Consider the following 2,995-nt stretch of genomic DNA (forward strand, 5'->3'; position numbering starts at 1 on the left):
ATGGTGCGGTCGAGGGCGCTGACGATGCCGGAGGTGACGGTGTTGACCAGGGCCAGCGGTGAACCGAAGGCGAGCACCGGGTCGCCGACCGCGATCTGATCGGAGTTGCCGAACTTCACCGCCGGCAGCCCCGACTTCTGCGCCTTGATGACCGCGATGTCCGACTCGGGATCACGCCCGACCAGCGTCGCCTTCGCCGTCGAGCCGTCGCTGAACGACACCGAGAGCGCCCCGTCGGTGCCGCCGCCCTCGACCACGTGATCGTTGGTGATCACGTACCCGTCGGCGGAGACCACGAAGCCGGACCCGATCGCTCCGGTGACCCGCACGGTGACCACGCTGGGGGTCACCGTCTTGGCCACCCCGGCCAGAGACTCGGGGGCCCGCTGGGCGGCCTCGGGGGCCTCCTGCTCGCCCGCGCCGAGCGTGGTGCCGCCCCCGCCGACGCCGCCGCGGACCGCGAAGACGTAGCCGAGCGTGCCGCCCAGGCCACCGGCCAGCAGGGCCGTGACCAGGCAGATCACCAGGATCGGGCCGAGCCCGCGGCGCGGGGCGTCGGGGTCGGGGATGTGCTCGGGCGGCGGGCCGCTGCTCACCGGCGCGGCGTTGATCACGACGGCCGAGGGCGCCTGAGGGTCCCGCCAGGGATCCTGGAGCGCGCCGGAGGTCCACCAGGGCGATGCCGCCGGCGTCGGCTGTCCAGGACCGGGCGGCTGACGCCAATCGCGGCCGTCGGTCACGTCGATGCCTCCACTCGTCCCCGGGAGCGTCGAAGTCCCCCACGCTCCAGGATGACACGGATCGTCCGGAGCGTTCAGGCATCGACGGCCCGATGCGCGCCTCACCGACATCACTTCTACTCTCATACCCGATGTGCGCCGGTTCCGGGTCGTACATCCTCCCGGGAGGAGTTCAGTCATCGTCACCGCCTCGCGTTCATCGGGTCTGCCGGACCAGTCGGCTTTCGCGGAGGCCTACGCCGCCGAGGACGTCGTGCTGCGGACGGCTCGCACAATGGCCGCCGAGCTGGGCCTGGCCCCGGTTTCGCCGGGCGCGGGCGCGCTGCTGCGCCTGCTGGCTGCCGCGGGCAGCGCCAAGTCGGTGGTGGAGATCGGCACGGGTACGGGTGTGAGCGGCACGTGGCTGCTCCGCGGTATGCGGCCGGACGGCGTGCTGACCACCATCGACGTGGAGAGCGAGCACCAGCGGATCGCCCGGCGCATCTTCGTCGAGGCCGGGTTCGCGCCGTCGCGTACCCGGATCATCGCCGGCCGTGCCCTGGACGTCCTGCCCCGGCTGGCGGACGGGGTCTACGACCTGATCTTCGTGGACGCGGACGCCACCGAGTCCGGCGCCTGCGCGGACGCGGCGCTGCGGCTGCTCCGGCCGGGCGGCACGCTGATCGTCAACGGCGCCCTGGCCGGCGGCCGGATCGGCGACCCGGCCGCCCGCGACGCCGGGACCGTCACGATCCGCGAGATGCTGCGGACGATCCGGGAGTCGGACGACTGGATCCCGGCGGTGCTCCCGACCGGCGCGGGAGTGCTGGCCGCGGTCAGGCGGTGAGATAGCGGACCAGCGTGCGGACTCCCCAGCCCGTCGCGCCCTTGACCAGGTCGCCGGTGGTCTTGTCGGACCACGACGGCGCCGACATGTCCAGGTGCGCCCAGCTGCCGGCCTTGTCGCCGAGGAAGTCCCGAAGATAGAGGGCGGCCACCACGGAACCCGCGCCCTGCGCCGGTGAGCTGTGCCGGTCCGCGATGTCGGAGCGGAGGTACTCGGCGTAGTCCTCGGGCAGCGGCATCCGCCACATCCGCTCGCCGGCCGCCGTACCGGCCCGGACCAGCGCCGCCGCCAGGTCGTCGTCGTGGCTGTAGAGCGCGGCCATCCCCTTGCCGAGCGCCACCATGTTGGCCCCGGTGAGCGTGGCCAGGTCGATCACCACGTCAGGGGCGAGGTTGGCGACGGCGTAGCCCAGGGCGTCGGCCAGCACCAGCCGGCCCTCGGCGTCGGAGTTGGTGCTCTCGCTGGTGGTGCCGTCGTAGTGGGTGATCACGTCGCCGGGGCGGTAGGCGGAGCCGCTGACCGCGTTCTCGGCCAGCGGGGCCAGCGCGGTCACGCGTACCGGCAGGCCGAGGTCCGCCGCGGCGAGCGTCGCCGCGATCACCGCGGCCGCGCCACCCATGTCCTTCTTCATCAGCTTCATGCCGTCGCGGGTCTTGATCGAGATGCCGCCGGTGTCGAAGGTGATGCCCTTGCCGACCAGCACGACGTGCCGGGTCGCCCCCTCCGGCGCCCAGCACAGCTCGACCAGCCGTGGTGGGGTCGCCGAGCCGCCGCCGACCGCCAGGATGCCGCCGAAGCCCTCCTCGGCGAGCTGCTCGGGCTCGCGGACGATCACCGTGAGACCCGGGCGTGTCGCGGCCTCGGCGACGACCTGCCCGGCGAACCAGGCCGGGTTCTTCGTCGACGAGGGCATGTTGGTCAGGTCGCGGGCCAGCCACACCGCACGCGCCACGGCCTGCGCGGTGGACAGGCTCTCGGCGTACCCGTCGTTCGAGGTGATCAGGTCGACCGCCGCCGTGCGCGGGCCTTCCGGCGCCTCCGCGAAGCGGTAGCCCGCGAACCAGATGCCCTCCGCCAGGTCACGCACCTGCTCCGGTGTGGCGCCCGCGGGCACCTCCACCTGCAGTTCCTCGTCACGGGCCACGGCGCCCACCGCGGCCGCGCCCGCGGCACGATAATCGCCGTCCGCGGCGCCTCCGCCCAGACCCACGATCACGACCTTCGCCGGGGTACGCAGCGGTCGCGGCAGCGTCTGCACCGCCCCGGCCCGCCCCGGGTCCTCCTCAGCCCGGCACCAGGCCGCCACCTCCTGGTCGCCACCGAGCGGTGTCCCGGCCGCATCCACCAGAACCGCACGGGTCGCCTGCCCAGATTCGGCCACCGCGGCCGCGCCCGCGGCACGATAATCGCCGTCCGCGGCGCCTCCGCC

The 2,995-nt window shown here is 73.7% G+C and carries 3 protein-coding genes; 1 reads left to right on the forward strand and 2 read right to left on the reverse strand.

Translation table 11 applies throughout. From position 1 onward, the window contains the following. Nucleotides 1–740: trypsin-like peptidase domain-containing protein (locus AB0M20_RS35335; RefSeq protein ID WP_364304852.1), on the reverse strand; the 740-nt coding region annotated here is incomplete at its 3' end. 274 nt (nucleotides 741–1,014) lie between these two features. Between AB0M20_RS35335 and AB0M20_RS35340 the strand changes: the two genes are divergently transcribed. Further along, entirely contained in the window at nucleotides 1,015–1,566 is a 552-nt protein-coding gene (locus AB0M20_RS35340; protein ID WP_364304853.1) for an O-methyltransferase, read from the forward strand. Here the strand turns inward: AB0M20_RS35340 and AB0M20_RS35345 are convergent. Next, nucleotides 1,556–2,947: a leucyl aminopeptidase family protein gene (locus tag AB0M20_RS35345; RefSeq protein ID WP_364304854.1), complete on the reverse strand. Its 1,392-nt coding sequence runs from the start codon at nucleotides 2,945–2,947 to the stop codon at nucleotides 1,556–1,558. The two genes, AB0M20_RS35340 and AB0M20_RS35345, sit on opposite strands and share 11 nt — an antisense overlap. Nucleotides 2,948–2,995 lie beyond the last annotated feature (48 nt).

Source organism: Actinoplanes sp. NPDC051633, from assembly GCF_040681735.1.
GTDB lineage: Bacteria > Actinomycetota > Actinomycetes > Mycobacteriales > Micromonosporaceae > Actinoplanes.

Bases quoted from the DNA above. Each gene is read 5' to 3' on its own strand.
- AB0M20_RS35340 (WP_364304853.1), top strand. From the start codon at position 1,015: ATGGCCGCCGAGCTGGGCCTGGCCCCGGTTTCGCCGGGCGCGGGCGCG.